We start from the raw sequence: 20,407 nt of genomic DNA on the forward strand, positions 1-20,407 counted from the left end.
ACTTCTGCGTTGCCGCGAATCGGGCGAGCTGTCGGGCGCGGGAGCGCGCACGCCAAGCTGATCCTGTTCGGCGAGCACGTCGTCGTCTACGGGAAGCCGGCCGTCGCGCTTCCGCTGCGTGCCATGCGCATGCGAGCGACCGCCTGGCGCGAGGGTACTGAGCCGCGCTTCGAGTCCGACCACTACACGGGGCCGCTCGCGGCAGCCCCGGAGATCGTGGAGGCACCGAGGAAGGCCATCGAGGAGACGCTGCGTGCGATCGGGGGCGAGCTCGCGGGCCTCACCGTCGCTGTCCGTGGCAACATCCCGCTCGGACGAGGACTCGGGTCGAGTGCCGCGGCGGCTGGCGCGATCGTCGACGCCGTCTCCCGCCTGCACAACGTGACGCTCTCCGGTGGTGAGCACTTCGCGCTTGTCCAGCTGGCCGAGCAGGTGGCACACGGCAAGCCGAGCGGGCTCGATGCGCTCGCAACGACCATCCCGTCGCCCATTCGATTCCAGAACGCCAGTGCCGTGCCAGTGCCGGTCGCCCTCGACGCGTGCTTCGTGATCGCCGACACCGGCGTGCACGGATCCACCCGTCAGGCTGTCGACGACGTGCGCACCTCGCTGGAACGCGACCACGACGCCACGATGTCGATCATCGATGCTCTCGGGGAGCTCTCCGACCTGGCCATCACCGACCTCGAGACCAATGAGGCGCGCTCGCTCGGCTCCCGGATGTCGGAGGCGCACGTCCTGCTGTCGCGTCTGGGTGTGAGCCACCCCGCCCTCGACGAGCTGGTCGAGGCTGCGACCGGCGCCGGCGCGTTCGGCGCGAAGCTCACGGGAGGCGGACTCGGCGGATGCATCGTCGCCGTCGTCGATCGAGGAAACGCAGCGGTCGTCGCGGCTGCGCTGCAGAGCGCGGGTGCGATCCAGACCTGGAGCGTCACCAGCACTGGCACGCCGCTGTGACCGCGACCGCCGTCGCCTACCCGAACATCGCTCTCATCAAGTACTGGGGGAAGCGCGATGAGGCGCTCATCATCCCGCAGACCTCCAGCCTGTCGCTGACGCTCGCGGTCTACCCGACGACGACGACCGTCTCGCTCCTGGGGGAGGGCAGCCCCTACGAGATCCTCCAGGACGGCACACCCATGCCGGAGGCAGCGGCCGCCAAGGTCGCGCGCTTCCTCGACCACGTCGGCGAACTCGCCGGCAGCGTGCGGTCAGCGCGGGTCGAGACGAGCAACGCGGGACCAACCGGGGCTGGTCTCGCGTCCTCCGCCTCCGGCTTCGCCGCGCTCGCAGCGGCAGCATCGTCGGCCTACGGCCTCGACCTGTCACCGAGGGAGCTGTCTCGGCTCGCGCGGCGCGGCTCGGGCTCGGCCTCACGCTCGATCTTCGGCGGCTTCGCCGTCTGGAACGCGGGGAACGACGACCTCAGCTCGTATGCCGAGCCGGTCGACGATGCGCACATCGACGCCGCCATGGTGCTCGGCATCGTCAACGCGGGGGCGAAGCCGATCTCGAGCAGGGAGGCCATGCGCCGGACCGTCGAGACCTCCCCGTACAACGCGCCATGGGTCGAGACGAACCCAGGCGAGCTGGCGCTCATGCGTGACGCACTCCGCCGTGGCGACTTCACGGAGGTCGGCGAGATCTCCGAGCGAAACGCCCTCCGCATGCACGCGGCCATGCTCGGGGCCGTGCCGCCGGTCCGCTACCTCACGGCAGGCAGCATGGCGCTGCTCGACGCCGTCGCCGAGCTCCGACGCGGTGGCCTCGAGGCCTACGCGACCATGGATGCCGGACCGAACGTGAAGACGCTGTGCAGGGCCGCAGAAGCTCCGGCTGTGCGTGACGCGCTCGCATCGGCGGCCCCCGGCACCGAGTTCGTGATCGCCCCGGCTGGTCCGGGTGTGGCGGTCTCGAACGCCGACGCGCAGGCCGACGCTGCCCCCGGAGTGGCGCGGTGATCGTCGCCGAGGCACCGGGCAAGCTCTTCGTCAACGGTGAGTACGCGGTCGTCGAACCGGGGAGGCACGCCGTGATCGTCGGCGTATCGAGACTCATCCGAGCGAGCCTGCGGGCTGCCTCGGCCGACGAGGGCAGCACCGTCAGCTCGCACCAGTTCGGCGCGCAGCCGGTACCCGTGAGCATCGACGGCGACCTCGTCTCGATCGATGCCCCCGGTGCCGACCTCGTCCGGGAGTGCATCCGAGTGCTGGTCCAGCTGGCGCACGAGCGTGGCATCGAGCCGCAGCCCTTCGCGCTCGACATCGAGAGCGAGCTCGACGACGTCAACGGTCGCAAGTACGGCCTCGGCTCGAGCGGCGCCGTCGCCGTCGTCACCGTCCGCGCCCTGGCGGAGCACTTCGGCATCCACGTCGACGACGACGCGGTGTACCGCCTCGCGAGCCTCGCCACGATCGAGCTGCGCCCCGCCGCATCGTGCGCCGACATCGCGACGAGCACGCTCGGGGGATGGGTGCACTATGCCTCACCCGATCGTCTCGCCGCTCGCGAGCTCCGACGTCGCAGCGGGGTCGAGGCGAGCCTGGCCGAGGCCTGGCCCGGACTTGTCCTCGAGGCGCTCCCATCCCCGAGCTCCGTCGTCCTGCATGTGGGGTGGACCTCGGCGCCGGCTTCGACCGCCGAACTCGTCGGCACCCTGCACGCCGGAGACTGGCGATCGACCGAGCAGTACGCGGCCTTCCTGACGGAGAGCGACCGGATCACGGCCGCGCTCGTCGCCGCCGTGCGTGCCGAGCGCGGCGAGCTGGCCCTCGCGGCCATCCGCGACGCCGAGGCCAACCTCGAGGCGCTGGACGAGCTGAGCGGCATCGGCATCCGCACCGAGGCGCTCTCGGCGCTCATCGCGGCAGCACGCTCGGTCGGGATCCCCGCGAAGACCTCCGGGGCCGGCGGTGGAGACTGCGGCATCGCCCTGGCACCCGCCCACAACGAGGAGCTCGACGCCGCGTGGCGCGCCGCCGGCATCGAGGTCCTGGATCTGCACGTCGTACCGCATCGTCGAGTTGGAGTTCGAGAACATGGGTAACCGCAAGGACGAGCACGTCGACCTGGCTCTCGCGCAACGTCCCGGGATCGTCCGGAACGACTTCGACGATGTCCGCTTCATCCATCACGCGCTCGGCGGGGTCGACCGGGCGACCGTCTCGACGGCCGTGCAGGTGGCTGGCGCGAGCTGGCCCGTGCCGTTCTACCTCAACGGGATGACGGGCGGCAGCGAGCGCACGGGCATCATCAACGGCGACCTGGCACGCGCAGCTCGCGAAACCGGGATCGCGATGGCCGCTGGCTCGCTCTCCGCCTACCTCAAGGACGCGTCGACGGCCTCCAGCTTCCGCGTCATCCGTGACGAGAACCCCACAGGCTTCGTCATGGCGAACGTCAACGCGACCGTGTCGCCGGATGACGCTCAGCGTGCCGTCGACCTGCTGGAGGCGAACGCCCTGCAGATCCACATCAACTCGGTGCAGGAGACGGTCATGCCGGAAGGCGACCGGGACTTCGCCGCGTGGCCCGCCGCGATCGAGTCGATCGTGCAGCGCGTGAGCGTGCCGGTGATCGTGAAGGAGGTCGGCTTCGGACTCAGTGCGAGCACCCTGGAGCGACTGGCCCAGCTCGGCGTGCAGTACGCCGATGTGAGCGGGCGCGGCGGCACCGACTTCGCCAAGATCGAGAACTCGAGGCGCCGCCTCGGCGACTACGCCTCCCTCGTGGGCTGGGGCCAGTCCACGCCGGAGGCGCTCATCGAGGCTGACGCGAGCACCGCCGCTCTGCCGGTCCTCCTGGCGTCGGGGGGAGTGCGCACACCCCTTGACGTGCTCCGCGCTCTCGCGCTGGGCGCGCGGGCAGTTGGGGTCTCCGGGCACTTCCTCGAGGTGCTCGTCGAGCACGGGGTCGAGACGCTCATCGAGCACATCCGCTCCTGGCAGGAACAGCTCACATCGCTCCAGACGATGCTCGGCGCCGTCACCCCTGGCGCGCTCAGCCAGCAGGAGCTGGTCCTCCACGGCGCCCTCCTCGACTTCTGCACCTCCCGCGGCATCGACCCGGCCACCGTCTCGCGTGCACGCGGGCGGGGCACCCTCCCATCGAAAGGACAGCGATGAGCACCGAGCTCCTCGACCACGCACCAGTTCCGCTCAAGTGGGTCGGTCCGGTTCGCGTGACCGGCAACGTCATGGAGGGTGAGCAGCTCGTGCCGCTCGCAACCTACGAGCAGCCCCTGTGGCCGTCGGTCGGCCGTGGTGCCAAGATGTCGATGCTGGTGCCCGACGGCATCAAGGCGACGCTCATCGACGAGCGGATGAGCCGCTCGGTGCTCTTCGAGGCAGACGACGCCGGCGTCGCGCTCAAGGCGCTCCGCGAGATCGAGGCGCACATGCACCTGCTGCAGGAGGTGGTCGCGACCAGCAGCCGATTCGCCCGCCTCATCGACCTGCACGCGCAGATCGCCGGGAACCTGCTCTTCCTGCGCTTCGAGCTCACGACCGGTGATGCGTCCGGCCACAACATGGTGACGCTCGCCTCCGAGCGGCTCATGGACTTCATCCTGCGTCGCTGGCCCGAGCTTCGCTACGAGTCCATCTCGGGCAACTTCTGCTCAGACAAGAAGGCAACGGCCGTCAACGGCATCCTGGGCCGGGGCAAGAACGTCGTCACCGAGCTGGTGCTCCCGCGCCGCACCGTCGAGCGGTGGCTGCGATCGACCCCTGAGAAGATCGCCCAGCTCAACGTCCGCAAGAACCTCATCGGCACGATGCTCGCCGGCGGGCTCCGGACCGGCAACGCGCACTACGCGAACATGCTCCTCGGGTTCTTCCTCGCGACTGGCCAGGATGCGGCGAACATCGTCGAGGGCTCGCAGGGCATCACCCATGCGGAGGTGCGCGATGGCGACCTGTACTTCTCCTGCACGCTGCCCAATCTGATCGTCGGCAGCGTCGGAAACGGCAAGGGCCTCGACTTCATCGAGGCGAACCTGGCTCGACTCGGCTGCAAGGAGGAGCGAGAGCCCGGAGCGAACGCTCGGAGATTGGCCGTACTGTGTGCGGCAACCGTTCTCTGCGGCGAGCTCTCCCTCATGGCTGCCCAGACGAACCAAGGCGAGCTCATGGCCTCGCACATCAAGCTGGAACGCGCCGCGAAGTGAGCGACGCCCGGAGACGATCGAACACTATGACTACACCAATCGGCATCCACGACCTCGCGTTCGCGACGGGGTCACGCGTGCTCGACCTCTCGGTCATCGCCGAGCGACTCGGGACCGAACTCGAGAAGTACACGATCGGCATCGGTCAGGAGCGGATGAGCATCACCGCTGCCGACGAGGACGTCGTCACGATGGGTGCGGCCGCGGCCAAGCAGATCATCGACCGGCACGGCGTCGAGGGCATCAGGACGGTGCTGTTCGCGACAGAGACCGGTATCGACCAGTCGAAGGCCGCCGGCGTCTACGTGCACCAGCTGCTGGAGCTTCCCGCGACCTGCCGCGTGGTCGAGCTCAAGCAGGCCTGCTACTCAGCGACGGCCGCGCTGCAGTTCGCCACGGCACTGGTCGCCCGTGATCCTCGTCAGCGGGTGCTGGTCATCGCCAGCGACGTCGCGCGGTACGAGCTCGGCTCGAGCGGGGAGCCCACGCAGGGCGCGGGCGCTGTCGCGATGCTCGTCGCTGCGAACCCGGACCTGGTGGTCATCGAGCCAGGCTCCGGCGTCTTCACGAGTGACATCATGGACTTCTGGCGACCGAACGGGCGCGTCACCGCACTCGTCGACGGGAAGTACTCGATTCGGGCCTACCTGCAGGCCGTCGAGAACGCCTGGAGCGATTATGCAGCGCAGGGCGGATTCCCGATCAACGAATTCAGCCGCTTCTGCTATCACCAGCCGTTCACCAAGATGGCGTCGAAAGCGCACCGTCATCTCATCAAGACGGCCGGTGGCGATCTCGACGCCGGGGTGCTCGACGCACAGATCGCACCGACGCTGAAATACAACAGAATCATAGGAAATACCTACACCGCATCGATCTATCTGGCGCTCCTCAGCCTCTTGGACAGCGATGAAGACCTCGAGGGAGCGAAGATCGGGTTCCTCAGCTATGGCTCGGGAAGTGTCGCAGAGTTCTTCGCGGGGACGGTGCAGCCCGGATATCGCCAGCATTTGCGTGCTGAGGAGAATCGGGCGGTCCTCGAGGCTCGACTCCCCATCGACGCCGCGGAATACCTCGTGTGGCATGAGCGACGCGACCCGAGTGGTCTTGGTGAGTTCACGCTCCCCAACGAGACGCCGGGCCCATTCCGCTTGGCGGGATTCACGGACCTCAAGCGGGAGTACACCTCTACGCAGTGATTCCACCGGCCGACGGCGTTAGCATTCGGGTATGAGCGAGAACATCACCGTCGGAGTCGCCGGAAACCAACCAGGAATCGTCGCCACGCGATGGGCGGCGGCGCGAGCCTCCCGCGGTCGGAAACGTCTGAAGCTCGTGCACATCGTGGATCCGAGGATCGCCGGGGCAGGTAACCCAGACCTCCTCATCGAAGCGGAGAGCGCAGCGGCTCGCATCCTCCAGGAGGCTGCGGAGGCGGCGCTTGCCGTGGACGGGGCGCTCGAGGTCGAGACGGCCGTCGTGACCGGAGCCATCATCGAGACCCTCACGGAGCTCTCCAAGACGTCTGGCCTCCTTGTCGTCGGCAGCAACCGGGGGGAGTCCTCGGGGCGGGCGAGCGGCACGCACAGCGTGCGCGTGGCCGCTGCGAGCGAATCACCGGTCGCAGTGGTCCCCGATGTCGATCTCTCGGACCGGCGCGGTGTGGTGGTCGGGGTCGACGGCTCCGACCTCTCAGAGCACGCTCTTGCCGTGGCGGCTGAGGAGGCGAGCCTGAGCGGAGAGCCGCTCATCCCGGTGCACGCCTGGCATGCCCCGAACGTGTACGGCGGCGGCGTCATCGTGACCGGTGACTTCTTCGATGAGCTCCGCCTCTCGGCGGAGGAGACGCTCTCGCTGGCCCTCGCCGGGCTGCGGGGGCGATACCCGGATCTCGAGATCACACCGGTGGTCGTGGAGGGCATCCCGGACATGGCGATCATCGATGCCGCTCATTCGGCATCGCTCGTCGTCGTCGGCAGTCGTGGACGCGGCACCTTCGCCCGTCTCCTGCTCGGTTCCGTGAGCCACGGAGTCCTCGCGCACCTCGAGACGCCGACGATCGTCGCCAAGTAGGGCGTCCCGCTTCCGCCTTTCCCGAGCGTCTTCATCGGGGGAGAAGTCGGGAATGCGGTGGCTGAGTGACGAAAGGAGGGCCGGACGGCATTCGCCGTCTGGCCCTCTTCTCTGCGTGCGGCCTGTTCTACGCTGCCCGTGCGGCCGCTCAGTCCCGCAGCTTAGGAGTTCGCCGCTTCGAAGTCCTCGATGATCGAGCCGGGAATGCGGCCTCGGTCGGAGATCTTGTGTCCTTCAGCGCGCGCCCAGGCGCGAATTGCGGCGAGGTCGCGCTTCGGGCGGCTGGAGTTGGAACCCGTCGACTTGTTCTTGCGGGTCTTTGCTACTGTGCGAGCCGCCGACACGTAGTCAGCGAGTGCGTCGCGCAGCTTCTTGGCGTTCGCGTCCGAGAGATCGATTTCGTAGTCGGTTCCGTCGAGGGCGAATTGAACGGTCTCGCCTTCGCCTTCGGCGAGTGAACTCGAGTCGATGTCGTCGACGAGCTGATAGATGACTTTCCGAGCCATGTGGATCCCCTTCGGTTATTGCAGAGCGAATACATGCTAGATGATTATCCGGTGATTTGAATCCAGGTTCGTCCAGAAGACCGAAGTCGGTCCTGAATTCACCGAACACTAGGTGTCGACACGATGAGTTCACGCACTACCGAAGTCATTTCGGTTGCTGATCGCGCAGTCCGACGGAATGACACTCAGGCTCTCCAGCGAGATTTCCGATCCCTCCGGGTGGGCCGGCGGCAGGTGCGGGCAGGATACGATTTCGACAGCTATGAATGTTCTTCAGGGATTCGCGGTCATCGCCGTCATCGTCACGGTGGGCGTGTTCCTGGCACGCAGCGGAGTGCTCGGTCAGACCGGGCAGACTGGCCTCTCGAAGCTGGCGTTCAACGTGGCGACGCCGGCGCTGCTCTTCACGCTCATGGCCGACGCGCACCTCGAGGTCCTCTACTCGAGCCAGTTCGTCGTGACCGCGATCGCGATGACCGCGGTGGCGCTCGTGTACGGCGCCATCGGCGCACTGCGAAAGTGGGGGCTCGGCACGACGACCTCCGGTGCGATGGCGGCAAGCTACGTCAACGCCGGAAACCTGGGCATCCCCATCGCCGTCTATGTCCTCGGCGACGCGACGCTGGTCGCTCCGGTGATGCTCGGACAGCAGCTCATCATGGGGCCCATCTTCATGACCCTGCTCGATATCGCCTCGCGCGCCGAGGATGCGCCCAGGCTCCGCTGGTGGCAGATCGTCCTGCGTCCGTTCAGGAACCCCATCGTGATCGGTGCTCTCGGCGGCATCGCCGTGAGCGCATCCGGCATCACCATCCCGCCCTTCCTGCTCGATCCGCTCGAGCTGCTGGGAGGCATGAGCGTTCCCGCCATGCTGCTCGCGTTCGGCATGTCCCTGTGGGGGAACGCGATCCCCTTCCGGGAACCTGAGCGGGCGCCTGCGATCGTGGCCACCGTGCTCAAGGTGTTCGTGCATCCGGCCCTCGCGTGGCTGATCGGGGCCTGGCTCTTCGGCCTCGATGGTGCGGCTCTGCTCATCGTGGTCGTCACTGCGGCGCTGCCCTCCGCGCAGAACGTCTTCACCTACGCCAGCAACTACGGTGTTGGGATGAGGGTTGCTCGCGAAGCCATCCTGGCGTCGACGTTCCTGTCCGTTCCGGTCATCTTCGTGGTCTCGCTGCTGCTCTCGAAGTGACGAGAGCAGATTGCCGCTGGCGCTTCGAATTCGTGGCGGGCTAGCGTGGAGGCATGGAGCTCTGGCGCGGGGAACTGCGATGGCCGATCAAGTCGTCCTTCGTCGAGTACGTGCGCCGCTCCGGCGGCAAGGTGCTGCTCGAGGGTGGCGCGTTCGTCGACGACGAGGAGTTCGCCTACCCGCGCGGAGCCACCGACTCGGCGTGGCTGGCCGGCGACACACCCATGGGCAGTGCGTCCTTCACCGGAGCCGTTCGCCTCACCGGGCACGGCGGCATGCTCGACGTGAGCTTCCGTAACCCGCAGCTCGTCTTCGAGGGCGAGGACGCGAGGCTCGTCGTACAGGGTGAAGGCGGCGAGCTCATCGACTTCGCCAGCTGCGAGATCGGAACTCCGCTCGTGCGCGATGACGTCGCCGAATGGCTCGGGGTGCGGGTGATCCTGACTCCGGAGGGCTCGAGGGTCTTCAACGGCATGTACCGCCCGTACTCGGAGATGGACTCGCTCAACTTCACGCTCGCCTTGGGCAGGGCTCAGTCCCCGCGGGAGGAGCCCGCCTAGCTGGTGGCGTCGGGTGCCTGTGCCGGTGCCTGCGTGAGGTCGGGCAGGATGCCCGCTTCGGTCAGCTGCTTGGCGAGTCCCGCGCCGTCCGGAGAGTAGACCCATGGGATGGGTGCGTTCTTGCGCCAGTGCGCACTCGCCGCGCGTCCACCCGCCAGAACTGCCTCGCTGGTGGACAGCTGGCGGATGGCGATCGCGAGCACGCGATCCGGGTGGCGGCTCGTGAACTCGCCGTAGATCTGCTCGTCATGCTGTCCGTCGTCGCCGACGAGGATCCACTTGATGTCAGGAAACTCCCGCGCGAGGCGGTCGAGGTTGGAGACCTTGTGCTCGAGCCCGGAGCGGAAGATGCGATCTGGGGTGGGTCCCCAGTCGGTGAGCAGGAGCGGGCCGGCGGGGTAGAGGTTTCGTCCGAGGAAGCGCGCGAGGGTCGGGGCGACGTTCCAAGGGCCAGTCGACAGGTACACGACCGGGGTCTCGCTGCGCCCGAATGAGGTCAGGATGCGCTCGGAGAGCACGCTCATGCCCGGGGTCGGTGTGCGCGCGTGCACGTCGAGGACGAAGGTGTTCCAGGCTGCGAGCATCGGGCGAGGCAGGGCTGTCACCATGACGGTGTCGTCGATGTCGGAGAGCAGGCCGACGCGCTGCTCGTCGGCGACGATGAAGACAGGCGCGCTGCTCGTCTGGCGATCGAAGCTCTCGAACGTGATGGTGTTCCAGCCGGGCTTGAGGTTCGCGGGCAGGTTGATGTCCACGATGCCGCCTCGGTCGGCTTTGACCGGGTGTCGAACGCCGTCGATGATGACGGTCGCGGGGACGTTGCCTGCGGAGACGCGCGCGAAGCTCCGCCATCCTCGGACGACCGATTCCCGGCGCTTGCGCCTCAGCAGCCTGGAGAGGCTGAAGCGGCGTCTGTTGCCCGGAGGGGCCATGTGGACCCGCGCGAGCGCGCGAACCCAGGACGTGGTTCCGTACCCGGTGTAGGGCTCGAGGACCGTGAGGTAGCCGCGCTTGCGAACGAGCTTCACGCGCACGAGGCGCACTCGGTCTTCGATGCGGAAGGCATTGTCGATCACGGCCCTGACGGGCTTGAGGCTCAGAAGCCAGCGCTCGAGCGGGGACTGGGCGTCGGAGGTCGGCGTCACCCGCTCATCCTCGCACGCCCGCGGTCTCGGCGTCTGAGCCGTCGTGGCCCGTCGGGGCGTCGGAGGTGGACTGGGCGGCTGATGCAGCGGCAGCCTGCGCGTTCGCTTCGTCGAGATCGCGGTTCATGACCTTCCCGACGGCGCGCTTGACGAGCCACATGATCAGGAGGAACACGACGATGACGCCGACGAAGAGGTAGCCAGCCCAGTGCAGCGACGACGAGAGCTCGCGGAAGCTGGCGGACGCTCCGGCTGCAGCGCTCACGTAGGCCGTCGACCAGATGATGCAGGCGGGGATGGTCCAGGCGAGGAAGCGCCGGTAGCGCATGCCGCCCATCCCTGCCGTCAGCGGCACGAGGGAGTGGAGCACGGGGAGGAAGCGGGAGATGAGGACCGCGGGGCCGCCGCGGCGCTGGATGAGGAGTTCCGCGCGCTGCCATCGTTCGTCTCCGAGCCACCTGCCGACGCGTGACGCGCGGATCCTCGGACCGAAGGTGCGACCGAGCCAGAACCCGAAGGACTCGCCGAGCAGCGCGCCCACGATGGAGGCCGCGATCGTCAGGACCCAGGGGAGCGGCGCGTCGATGCCGGTGCTCAGGGCGAGCAGGACCGTCTCGCCGGGCACGATGAGGCCGATGAGCACGCTCGTCTCGAGCAGGATCGCGACGCCGACCAGCACGATCCGCCACACCGGAGGCACGGACTCGATGTACTGGAGGGCGGTCTCGATCAGCTCGTTCATGCTCTGCTCCCCGCATCCATGTCGCAGACTCTAGGGCCCGAACTTTGGCATCCCTGGAGATTCCCCTCCGTTATCATTTCGTTACATCCACTACAATATGTAGAAGTACCTGATCCGAGGTCGAAAACGTCTCAACTTAGGGTGTCCTATTCGACACGATGTAGTAGTGGGACCGGCGTAGCATTGGGCCAGGAGTCGCGCTGCGATCCCGGGGCATCATGCCCAACCTCAGACGCATCAGGAGGCACTGTGGACGCCCTGCTGGATCCACTCATACTCGCGCGGTGGCAGTTCGGTGTCACGACCATCTACCACTTCCTCTTCGTGCCCGTCACTCTCGGGCTGGTCCTCGCCATCGCCATCTGGCAGACGGCCTGGGTCCGCACGGGCAAGGTCACCTACCTGCGCCTCACGAAGCTCTTCGGCAAGATGTTCCTCATCAACTTCGCCATGGGCGTCGTGACCGGCATCGTGCAGGAGTTCCAATTCGGCATGAACTGGTCCGACTACTCCCGCTTCGTCGGCGACGTCTTCGGTGCACCACTTGCGTTCGAGGGGCTCGTCGCCTTCTTCCTCGAGGCCACGTTCATCGGACTGTGGATCTTCGGCTGGGACAAGCTGCCGCCGAAGCTGCATCTCGCGACCATCTGGCTCACGATGATCGGCACGTGGACCTCCGCCTACTTCATCCTCGCCGCCAACGCGTTCATGCAGAACCCGGTGGGCTACGAGATGAACGAGGCCAACGGGCGAGCTGAGCTCGTCGACTTCGGTGCGGTGCTCACCAACCCAGTCGCGATGGCGGCATTGCCGCACACGATCTTCGCCTCTCTCATGGTGGGCGCGGCCATCATCATCGCGACCGCCGCCTGGCACCTGAAGCGCGACCAGAACCACGACGTCATGCAGCCAGCGCTGAAGTTCGGCCTCTGGTTCATGCTCGTCGGCGGTGTCGGCACGATGCTCAGTGGCGACCAGCTCGGCCTCGCCATGGTCGAGGCCCAGCCCATGAAGATGGCGGCGGCCGAGGCGCTGTACACGACCGCGACCGGCGCTGACGCCTCCTTCTCCATCTTCACGTGGGGAACCCCTGACGGATCGTCCGAGCTGTTCTCCATCCGCATCCCCTACCTCCTCTCCTTCCTGTCGACGCACACCTTCGATGGCACCGTCGAGGGCATCAACGACCTGCAGGCCCAGTACACGGCTCTCTACGGCCCGGGCGACTACGCCCCGGTCATCTGGGTCACCTACTGGGCGTTCCGCTGGATGATGGGCTTCGGCATGGCCTCCATCGCCGTCGCCGTCGCCGGTCTCTGGGTCACGCGCAAGAAGGCCAAGAACCCGCCGAAGAAGTGGATGTGGAACCTCGCGATCCTCACGGTGCTGTTCCCCACGCTCGGCATCACGGTCGGCTGGATCTTCACCGAGATGGGCCGCCAGCCGTGGCTGGTCTTCGGCCTCCTCAAGACGGAGGCGGGCGTCTCGCCCAACGTGAGCGGACTCAGCGTGCTCATCTCGCTCGTCGCCTTCACGCTCGTCTACGCGATCCTCGCCGTCGTCGAGGTCAAGCTGCTGCTGAAGGCCGCCCAGGAAGACCCGCCGAGTTTCGATTCCAACGAAGATGGCACCGTCGATGACGTTGCCGCCGTCAAGGTGAAAGCGAGCGTCTACTGATGGATCTGCAAGTCCTCTGGTTCTGGATCGTCGCCTTCTTCTTCGTCGGCTACTTCGTGCTCGACGGCTTCGACTTCGGCGTCGGCATCGCCCTCCCGTTCATCGGCAAGGACGACACCGACCGACGAGTGCTCATCAACACGATCGGCCCCATCTGGGACCTCAACGAGACCTGGGTCATCGTGGCCGGAGCCGCGCTCTTCGCGTCCTTCCCTGAGTGGTACGCGACGATCTTCTCCGGCTTCTACCTGCCGCTGCTGCTCATCCTGCTCGCGCTCATCGTGCGTGGCGTCTCGTTCGAGTACCGCCACCAGGGCAAGGGCGTGGAGTGGACGAGATGGTTCGACTGGATGATCTTCGTCGGATCGGCCGTCCCGGCACTCCTCTGGGGCGTCGCGTTCGCGAACATCACCCAGGGCCTCGCGCTCGACGAGAACTTCAACTACATCGGCTCGTTCTTCGACCTGCTGAACCCGTACGCCCTGCTGGGCGGGCTCACGACGCTCACGCTGTTCTTCTACCATGGGCTGGTGTTCATCACTCGGAAGACGGAAGGTGACATCCGCGACCGTGCACGGTCCCTCGCACTGAAGGTCGGCGTCGTCGTCGCGGTGCTCGCCATCGCCTTCCTCGGCTGGACCGTCGTCGCGCACTTCTCGGTCGCAGGTCTTGCGCTCGCGTTCGTCGCCGTCCTCGCGTTCGTCGGCTCCTACATCAGCACGCTTCTGGGTCGCGACGGCATCGCCTTCGCACTCGGCGCGCTGACCGTGGCCGCAGCGGTGCTGACGCTCTTCGCCTCGCTCTTCCCGAACCTGCTGCCCAACACGCTCGACCCCTCCAACCCGCTGACGATCACGAACGGCTCCTCCAGCGACTACACGCTTGGCATCATGAGCTGGGCGGCGCTCATCATCGTCCCCTTCGTCCTCGGCTACCAGGCCTGGACCTTCTGGGTCTTCCGCAAGCGCATCAGCAGGAAGACGATCACGGGAGACGCGCACGAGGAGCCAGCGGTCGTCGCCGCCTGACCCGTGAAACCCCTCGACCCCCGCCTCCTGAGCCACGCCGCGTCGGCACGAAGCTTCTTCGTGCTCGGCGCGGCGCTCGGCGCAGTCCAGACCGCATCTATCGTCGGCTTCGCCTGGCTCGTCACACACCTCATCGTGTCCGCGATCGCGGGCGAGCGTGTCGTGGAGCTGCTGCCGTGGTTCGGCGCCCTGCTCGTCGTGATCGCCGTCAGGAGCGCGGCGACCTGGGGGATGGAGGCCATCTCGGCACGCGCGGCCGCGAAGGTGAAGAGCGAGCTGCGCTCCAAGCTGCTCGCGTCCATCGCGAAGCTCGGCCCGGCCTGGCTCACGGGCACCTCCAGCTCCCGGCTCACGACGCTTGCCGGCCCAGGCCTCGGCGCCCTCGACACGTACTTCGCCAAGTACCTCCCGCAGCTCATCCTGACGGCGATCGCCGCTCCCGTGCTGATCGTCGTGATGGCGCTCTGGGACCTCCCATCCGCAATCACGGTCATCATCACGCTGCCGCTCATCCCCGTCTTCATGATCCTCATTGGCTGGGCGACCGAGAAGGTACAGAAGCGGCAGTGGACTGCGCTGTCGACACTCGCCACCGGGTTCCTGGAGGTCGTGGAAGGGCTGTCGACGCTCAAGATCTTCGGCCGTGCGGAACGCCAGCCGGCGCGCATCCGCGAGGTCACCGACGGCTATCGGGTCGCGACCATGAAGGTCCTCAGGCTCTCCTTCATGTCCGGTTTCGCGCTCGAGCTGCTGGCGAGCCTGTCCGTGGCCCTCATCGCCGTCACGATCGGCATCCAGCTCATCAACCGAGATATGACGCTCGAGGTCGGGCTCTTCGTGCTGCTGCTCGCTCCCGAGGTCTACCTGCCGCTGCGCCAGGTGGGAGCCCAGTTCCATGCGGCCGCGGACGGCGTCGCCGCCTCCGACGACGTGTTCTCCATCATCGAGGAAGCCGAGAGGGCGCCTGCGCCGAGCGATGCGCGTGCAACGGCTGCTGCAGCTGGCCGCCCGATCGGCGCAGGCCTCCAGCACCGAGGCCTCGCCTTCACCGGCGTCACCGTCGGGTACGAGGGGCGCACGGTCCTCCGCGACTACAGCCTCGTCGTGCCTCCTGGCGAGGTGACGGCGATCGTCGGCCCCTCGGGCGCCGGCAAGTCGACTCTGCTCGGCGTCGCGCGCGGCACCGTGGGCGCCTCGGGCGTCGTGACCATCGACGGCGAGCAGCTCACGGGCGATCGCCGCAGGGCCGCGATCGCCTGGATGGGCCAATCGGCCTCGCTGATCGAGGGGACCGTCGCCGAGAACGTGGCACTCGGCCAGCCGGAAGCAGGACCAGACGAGGTCCGTGCGGCCCTCGCCGATGCCGGCCTCGAGTTCCTCGAGGGCGAACGGATGCTCGGGGTCGCGGGTGCGGGTCTGTCCGGTGGGCAGTCCCAGCGCGTCGCGCTCGCGCGGACGCTCCTGCGCGCCCGCCGACTCGACTGCCCCGTCGTGCTCTTCGACGAGCCGAGCTCGGCGCTCGACGCCGACACGGAACAGCGCATCGCTGCCGCTTTCCGGAGCCTGGCAGAGGAAGGGCGGGCCGTGCTCGTCGTCAGCCACCGGCGCGCGCTCGTCGCATCCGCCGACTCGGTGCACACCATCGAACGACTCGAGACGGTGGCGAACGCATGACCGGGAACCAGCAGCGCGTCTCCGACGACGAGCGGCGGATCCTCCGTCTTGCGATGCCCTCCGCTCGGCGTCTGTGGCCCTCGATCGCCATCGGCCTGCTCAGCGCGATCTGCGCTGTGGCGCTCCTCGCCACGAGCGCCTATCTGCTGACCCGGGCGTCGGAGATCATCCACATCCTGCTCCTGGGCATCGCGATCGTCGGCGTGCGCGCCTTCGCCATCGGGCGAGCGGCGTTCCGCTACGTCGAGCGGCTGCTCGGCCATGACGCCTCTTTCCGGCAGCTCGCCGAGCTGCGCGTCGGCGTGCTCGAACGTCTCATCCCGCTGGCTCCCGCTGGCCTCGCCACGCATCGTCGGGGAGACCTGCTCACACGACTCGTGAGCGACGTCGACGAGCTGCAGTTCCTGCCCCTGCGCGTCGTGCAGCCGCTCATCATCGCCGGCCTCACATCGACGCTCGCCGTCATCGGCATCTGGCTCGTGAGCGCCCCGGCCGCACTCGTGCTCGCTCTCTGCCTCGTGCTCGCGGGGATCGTCGCGACCACCACCAACCTCGCGATCTCGGGGCGCGCCGACCGCGAGGCCGCTCCGCTCCGCGCAGCCCTCAATGACCGCATCTACGAGACCGTCTCCAACTTCGAGACGCTCGAGGCCTACGGGGCGCTCGACGCGAAGCTCGCCGAGGTGGAGGCCGCGGATGCGAGACTCCGCGACGCGCTCGTCTCCCGAGCTCGGGGCAGCGGTGCCGTCGCCGGACTCGTCATGCTCTTCTCCGGCCTCGCGACGGCGGGCGCGCTTGCCGTCGGCATCAACCCCACCGTCGACGGCACGCTGCTCGCGCCGATGCTCACCCTCATCGCGCTTGTGCCGATGGCCCTTTTCGAGATCTTCGCGCAGGTGCCGCAGGCGGTCGCCGCCTGGCGCCAGGTCAGGGCCAGCGCCGCCAGAGTCGCCGATGTGGCACCGGCATCGGCGCCGAGGGAGCTCCCGGATGCTCAGCCGCTGCCTGCCCCTCGCGCCGCCCCGAGCCTGCCGGTGACGCTGAGCCTCGAGAACGTCTCGGCAGCGTGGCCAGGTGCGCCCAAGCCCGCGATCAGCTCCGTCTCGCTCGAGCTGGCTCCCGGCGATCGGCTGCTGGTCGAAGGCGAATCCGGTGCAGGAAAGACGACGCTCGCCAACGTGCTCGTGCGGTTCCTCGACTACGAAGGCTCGTACCGCGTCAACGGCGTGGAGGCGAGGGCGTACACGCCCGCGCAGGTGCGGTCCGTCGTCGGCCTCATCGAGCAGCGGCCCCACATCTTCGACGAGAGCATCAGGCAGAACCTGCTCTTCGCCAAGCCGGAGGCCGACGACGAGGAGCTCAGCGCCGTCCTCGAGCGAGTCGGCCTCGGCAAATGGCTCGACGAGCGCGGTGGGCTGGAGGCGCGCGTCGGCGAGCACGGCGCGCTCGTCTCCGGCGGCCAGGCGCAGCGCATCGCGCTCGCGCGCGGCCTCCTGGCCGACTTCCCGGTGCTCATCCTCGACGAGCCGACGGCCAACGTCGACCCGGGTCTCGCCGACAGGCTCGTCGCCGAGTTGCTCGCCGCATCCGGTGACCAGCGCTGCGTCGTGATCATCTCGCACACCCCGCTCGACCCCGCCCTCGTCACACGCGCGCTTCGGCTCGACGGCGAGTAGTCTTGGTCGTTGGTGTCCGACGCAAGGAGCCCCGCGCTTCGCGACGACGCCAGACGACCGCGACGAGAACCACCCTCCGTGCAGCAACCGGCAACGCGAAAGAAGAAATCTGTGACCGAAGCGACAGGCGCTGAGCCCCAGGAATACGACTTCAAGGCTCTCGAAGCGAAGTGGTCGGCTGAGTGGGACAAGCTGCAGCCCTTCGCGACGAACCTCCAGGGCGACGATCGCCCGCGCAAGTACGTCCTCGACATGTTCCCGTACCCGTCGGGCGACCTGCACATGGGGCACGCCGAGCAGTACGCACTCGGCGACGCGGTCGCTCGCTACTGGCGCCACCAGGGCTTCAACGTCCTGCACCCCATCGGCTGGGACTCCTTCGGGCTGCCGGCCGAGAACGCCGCCATCAAGAACGGTGGCGACCCCAAGGACTGGACGTACGAGAACATCGCACAGCAGCGCGCGTCGATGAAGCGCTACGCCGCGTCCTTCGACTGGGACCGCGTCATCCATACCTCCGACCCCGAGTACTACCGCTGGAACCAGTGGCTGTTCCTGCAGATGTACGAGCGAGGTCTGGCCTACCGCAAGTACTCCGACGTGAACTGGTGCCCCAACGACCAGACGGTGCTCGCCAACGAGCAGGTCGTCGACGGGCACTGCGAGCGCTGCGACGCGATCGTCGTGAAGAAGAAGCTCAACCAGTGGTATTTCAAGATCACCGACTACGCAGACCGGCTCATCGACGACCTCAACCAGCTCGAGGGGCACTGGCCGCAGAAGGTCATCACGATGCAGCGCAACTGGATCGGGCGCTCGCTCGGCGCCGACGTCGACTTCGTCGTCGAGGGGCGGGATGAGCCCGTCACGGTCTTCACGACGCGCCCAGACACGCTCTACGGCGCGACGTTCATGGTCGTCGCCCCCGACTACGACCTCGCCTCCGAGCTCGCCGAAGGCGCAAGCGACGAGGTTCGCGAGCGCTTCGCGAAGTACCTCGCCGACACCCGCGCGCTCGACTCCATCGACCGCCAGTCGAGCGACCGCCCCAAGACCGGCGTCGACCTGGGTCGCTTCGCCATCAACCCGCTGAGCGGCGAGCGCCTGCCCATCTGGGCCGCCGACTATGTGCTCGCCGACTATGGCACAGGCGCGATCATGGCGGTGCCCGCGCACGACCAGCGCGACCTCGACTTCGCACGCGCGTTCGACCTGCCCGTGAAGGTGGTCGTCGACGTCACGCAGGCCGTCACGGGGGTCATCCCGATCATTCCCGAAGACGGGTCGATGCCGGAGTTCGAAGACCTCCACCCCGCCAAGACCGGGGAGGCGCTGTCCGGCGACGGACGCCTCACCAACTCGGGACCGCTGGACGGGCTCTCGAAGCGCTCGGGCATCCAGGCGGCCATCGAGCTCCTCGACGAGCGCGGCACAGGCCGCGCCGCGAAGAACTACCGCCTGCGCGACTGGCTCATCTCCCGCCAGCGCTACTGGGGAACGCCCATCCCGATCCTCCACGGCGAGGACGGCAAGGAGGTTCCAGTGCCGCTGGACCAGCTCCCCGTGCGCCTCCCCGAGGCCGAAGGGCTCGACCTGCGCCCGAAGGGAGCTTCGCCCCTCGGCGGCGCGACCGACTGGGTGAACACGGTCGACCCGGAGACGGGCGAGCCGATGCTGCGCGACACCGACACGATGGACACGTTCGTCGACAGCTCCTGGTACTTCCTCCGCTTCCTCTCGCCGAACAACGAGCTTGCCGCGTTCGACGAGAAGACCGCCGCGAGCTGGGCGCCCGTCGACCAGTACGTGGGCGGCGTCGAGCACGCCATCCTGCACCTCCTCTACGCGCGTTTCATCACGAAGGTGCTCTACGACCTCGGACACGTCGACTTCACGGAGCCCTTCTCTGCACTGCTCAACCAGGGCATGGTCGTCATGGACGGCAAGAAGATGTCGAAGTCCAAGGGCAACGTCGTGAGCCTCTCGGCCGAGCTCGACCAGTACGGTGTCGACGCCGTGCGCCTGACGATGCTCTTCGCCAGCCCGCCGGAGGACGACGTCGACTGGGCGGATGTCTCTGTCGCAGGCTCCGGCAAGTTCCTGGCGCGCGCCTGGCGCATCTCCGGCGAGGTCACGAGCCCCGTCGGCGTCGATTTCGGCGAGGGTGACCGCGGTCTGCGCCGCGAGACGCACCGCTTCCTCGCCGACATCCCGCAGCTGGCTTCCGGCTTCAAGTTCAACGTCGTGATCGCGCGCCTCATGGAGCTCACGAACGCGACGCGCAAGGCCATCGACTCGGGTGCTGGCCCGGCTGACCCCGCCGTGCGCGAGGCCGCCGAGGCCATCGCGGTTGTGCTCGACATGTACGCGCCGCACGCGGCCGAGGACATGTGGGAGCGACTCGGCCACGAGGGCAGCATCTCGCACGTCAAGTGGCCGACCGCGGCTCGCTCGCTGCTCACGCAGGACCAGGTGACGGCGGTCGTCCAGATCAACGGCAAGGTGCGGCACCGCCTCGATGTGCCCCCGACGATCGACGAGGCGTCGCTCGAGCAGCTCGCGATCTCGTCGCCGAAGGTGCAGGCCGCCATCGACGGCCGCGAGATCGTCAAGATCATCGTGCGGGCTCCGAAGCTCGTGAACATCGCGGTCAAGGGCTAGCAGCCCCGCCACGCAGACGCGCCCCGCTCGAGAGAGCGGGGCGCGTCTGCGTCTGTCCGCGTCTGCGTGTCTGCTCGCGTTCGCGTTCGCGTTCGTTCGCGTCTGTGGCTGCTCGCGTCTGTCTGCCGTCTGCTTTCGGCTCTGAACGCCCCTGCTGTCCGCTCCGCCCTCGGTCCCGTTTCGCCCTCGTTCTGTCCTCGATCCACCTGACCTCACCCCGTTCAGGTTCGGGATGGGTTTTGCGCTTCGGGATGGAGTGCTTGCCATCTCGAAGCGAGGAAGCCATCCCAAGAGTCGCGCGGGAAC

At 67.7% G+C, this 20,407-nt stretch carries 17 protein-coding genes; 14 read left to right on the forward strand and 3 right to left on the reverse strand.

All coding sequences use genetic code 11. The features are described 5' to 3' along the window. The first annotated feature begins 9 nt into the window (after positions 1 to 9). From mvk to ITJ67_RS12845, 7 genes are read left to right on the forward strand one after another with little or no spacing between them, the layout of a single operon-like run. The gene (gene mvk, locus ITJ67_RS12815; RefSeq protein WP_160070527.1) at positions 10 to 957 is read left to right on the forward strand and encodes a mevalonate kinase; all 948 of its coding nucleotides are present in this window, start codon (positions 10 to 12) and stop codon (positions 955 to 957) included. Further along, positions 954 to 1,961, forward strand: a complete 1,008-nt coding sequence (gene mvaD, locus ITJ67_RS12820) for a diphosphomevalonate decarboxylase (RefSeq protein WP_323741456.1) — start codon at positions 954 to 956, stop codon at positions 1,959 to 1,961. Before mvk ends, mvaD begins: the two co-directional genes overlap by 4 nt. After that, entirely contained in the window at positions 1,958 to 3,046 is a 1,089-nt protein-coding gene (locus ITJ67_RS12825) for a phosphomevalonate kinase (RefSeq protein WP_160070525.1), read from the forward strand. The genes mvaD and ITJ67_RS12825 overlap by 4 nt, the downstream gene beginning before the upstream one ends. Continuing rightward, entirely contained in the window at positions 3,039 to 4,124 is a 1,086-nt protein-coding gene (gene fni, locus ITJ67_RS12830; RefSeq protein WP_160070524.1) for a type 2 isopentenyl-diphosphate Delta-isomerase, read from the forward strand. The genes ITJ67_RS12825 and fni overlap by 8 nt, the downstream gene beginning before the upstream one ends. Continuing rightward, positions 4,121 to 5,167: a hydroxymethylglutaryl-CoA reductase gene (locus ITJ67_RS12835; RefSeq protein ID WP_194677924.1), complete on the forward strand. Its 1,047-nt coding sequence runs from the start codon at positions 4,121 to 4,123 to the stop codon at positions 5,165 to 5,167. The genes fni and ITJ67_RS12835 overlap by 4 nt, the downstream gene beginning before the upstream one ends. A 26-nt stretch (positions 5,168 to 5,193) precedes the next feature. Next, entirely contained in the window at positions 5,194 to 6,366 is a 1,173-nt protein-coding gene (locus ITJ67_RS12840) for a hydroxymethylglutaryl-CoA synthase (RefSeq protein ID WP_194677925.1), read from the forward strand. 31 nt (positions 6,367 to 6,397) lie between these two features. After that, positions 6,398 to 7,240, forward strand: a complete 843-nt coding sequence (locus ITJ67_RS12845; protein ID WP_160070521.1) for a universal stress protein — start codon at positions 6,398 to 6,400, stop codon at positions 7,238 to 7,240. A 161-nt stretch (positions 7,241 to 7,401) separates the two neighbouring features. On the opposite strand, the gene ITJ67_RS12850 is transcribed toward ITJ67_RS12845, so the two are convergent. Beyond that, the gene (locus ITJ67_RS12850) at positions 7,402 to 7,746 is read right to left on the reverse strand and encodes a histone-like nucleoid-structuring protein Lsr2 (protein WP_104331490.1); all 345 of its coding nucleotides are present in this window, start codon (positions 7,744 to 7,746) and stop codon (positions 7,402 to 7,404) included. A gap of 262 nt (positions 7,747 to 8,008) precedes the next feature. Between ITJ67_RS12850 and ITJ67_RS12855 the strand changes: the two genes are divergently transcribed. Both ITJ67_RS12855 and ITJ67_RS12860 read left to right on the forward strand, forming a co-directional pair. Next, a complete protein-coding gene (locus tag ITJ67_RS12855) occupies positions 8,009 to 8,938 on the forward strand; it encodes an AEC family transporter (protein WP_194677926.1) in 930 nt (309 codons plus the stop codon). A 53-nt stretch (positions 8,939 to 8,991) separates the two neighbouring features. Continuing rightward, the gene (locus ITJ67_RS12860) at positions 8,992 to 9,498 is read left to right on the forward strand and encodes an HtaA domain-containing protein (RefSeq protein WP_160070519.1); all 507 of its coding nucleotides are present in this window, start codon (positions 8,992 to 8,994) and stop codon (positions 9,496 to 9,498) included. Here the strand turns inward: ITJ67_RS12860 and ITJ67_RS12865 are convergent. Together ITJ67_RS12865 and ITJ67_RS12870 are read right to left on the reverse strand one after the other, a co-directional pair. Next, positions 9,495 to 10,643: an App1 family protein gene (locus tag ITJ67_RS12865; protein WP_323741457.1), complete on the reverse strand. Its 1,149-nt coding sequence runs from the start codon at positions 10,641 to 10,643 to the stop codon at positions 9,495 to 9,497. The genes ITJ67_RS12860 and ITJ67_RS12865 overlap by 4 nt on opposite strands. 4 nt (positions 10,644 to 10,647) lie before the next feature. After that, a complete protein-coding gene (locus tag ITJ67_RS12870) occupies positions 10,648 to 11,385 on the reverse strand; it encodes a DedA family protein (protein ID WP_194677927.1) in 738 nt (245 codons plus the stop codon). A 249-nt stretch (positions 11,386 to 11,634) separates the two neighbouring features. Between ITJ67_RS12870 and ITJ67_RS12875 the strand changes: the two genes are divergently transcribed. The 5 genes from ITJ67_RS12875 (at position 11,635) to leuS (ending at position 20,101) form a co-directional block, all read left to right on the forward strand. After that, positions 11,635 to 13,062 carry a cytochrome ubiquinol oxidase subunit I gene (locus ITJ67_RS12875; RefSeq protein ID WP_160070517.1) on the forward strand — a complete coding sequence of 476 codons (1,428 nt, stop codon included), beginning with the start codon at positions 11,635 to 11,637 and terminating at the stop codon, positions 13,060 to 13,062. After that, positions 13,062 to 14,090: a cytochrome d ubiquinol oxidase subunit II gene (gene cydB, locus ITJ67_RS12880; protein WP_194677928.1), complete on the forward strand. Its 1,029-nt coding sequence runs from the start codon at positions 13,062 to 13,064 to the stop codon at positions 14,088 to 14,090. The genes ITJ67_RS12875 and cydB overlap by 1 nt, the downstream gene beginning before the upstream one ends. A 3-nt stretch (positions 14,091 to 14,093) precedes the next feature. Further along, positions 14,094 to 15,764 carry a thiol reductant ABC exporter subunit CydD gene (gene cydD / locus ITJ67_RS12885; protein WP_160070516.1) on the forward strand — a complete coding sequence of 557 codons (1,671 nt, stop codon included), beginning with the start codon at positions 14,094 to 14,096 and terminating at the stop codon, positions 15,762 to 15,764. Then, entirely contained in the window at positions 15,761 to 17,440 is a 1,680-nt protein-coding gene (gene cydC / locus ITJ67_RS12890; protein WP_194677929.1) for a thiol reductant ABC exporter subunit CydC, read from the forward strand. The genes cydD and cydC overlap by 4 nt, the downstream gene beginning before the upstream one ends. 111 nt (positions 17,441 to 17,551) lie before the next feature. Further along, positions 17,552 to 20,101 carry a leucine--tRNA ligase gene (leuS, locus tag ITJ67_RS12895; RefSeq protein WP_194677930.1) on the forward strand — a complete coding sequence of 850 codons (2,550 nt, stop codon included), beginning with the start codon at positions 17,552 to 17,554 and terminating at the stop codon, positions 20,099 to 20,101. Positions 20,102 to 20,407: the final 306 nt, after the last annotated feature.

The sequence above is a fragment of the Pseudoclavibacter sp. VKM Ac-2867 genome, assembly GCF_015351275.1.
Classification (GTDB): domain Bacteria; phylum Actinomycetota; class Actinomycetes; order Actinomycetales; family Microbacteriaceae; genus Pseudoclavibacter.